Origin of the sequence: Rosenbergiella sp. YN46 (assembly GCF_036620675.1) — a bacterium.
In the GTDB taxonomy this organism is placed as follows: domain Bacteria; phylum Pseudomonadota; class Gammaproteobacteria; order Enterobacterales; family Enterobacteriaceae; genus Jejubacter.
Window position 1 is genome coordinate 1 of the sequence record NZ_JAZHEE010000147.1, and the last position, 551, is coordinate 551.

General features: G+C 54.3%; 1 protein-coding gene. It reads left to right on the plus strand.

What is annotated here, in order from left to right; all coding sequences use genetic code 11:
- Nucleotides 1–542: transposase (locus tag V3W49_RS22960; protein WP_500148291.1), on the plus strand; the 542-nt coding region annotated here is incomplete at its 5' end.
- Nucleotides 543–551 lie beyond the last annotated feature (9 nt).

Genomic DNA, 551 nt, shown 5'->3' on the forward strand with positions numbered 1-551 from the left:
GGCCGGAACTGGGAGAGGAAATGACAGCCCGACTTCTGACGGTGACCCGGAAGGGGAAAGTCTGTCATCTGTTGACGTCAATGACGGATGGTATGCGATTCCCGGGAGGCGAGATGGCAGACCTGTACAGTCACCGGTGGGAAATCGAACTGGGTTACCGGGAGATAAAACAGACGATGCAGCTGAGCAGGCTGACGCTACGGAGTAAAAAACCGGAGCTGGTAGAGCAGGAGCTGTGGGGCGTACTACTGGCTTATAACCTGGTGCGTTATCAGATGATAAAAATGGCGGCAGGGCTGAAGGGCTACTGGCCGAATCAGTTGAGCTTCTCAGAATCATGCGGGATGGTGATGCGGATGCTGATGACACTACAGGGAGCGTCACCGGGCCGTATCCCGGAGTTAATGCGTGATCTTGAAAGTATGGGGCAGTTGGTGAAGTTGCCAACAAGAAGGGAAAGGGCCTTCCCGAGGGTGGTAAAAGAGAGGCCCCAGAAATACAGCAGGGCCCGGAGAAAAACAGCCAGTCAGTTGCTTAACTGACTGGCATTA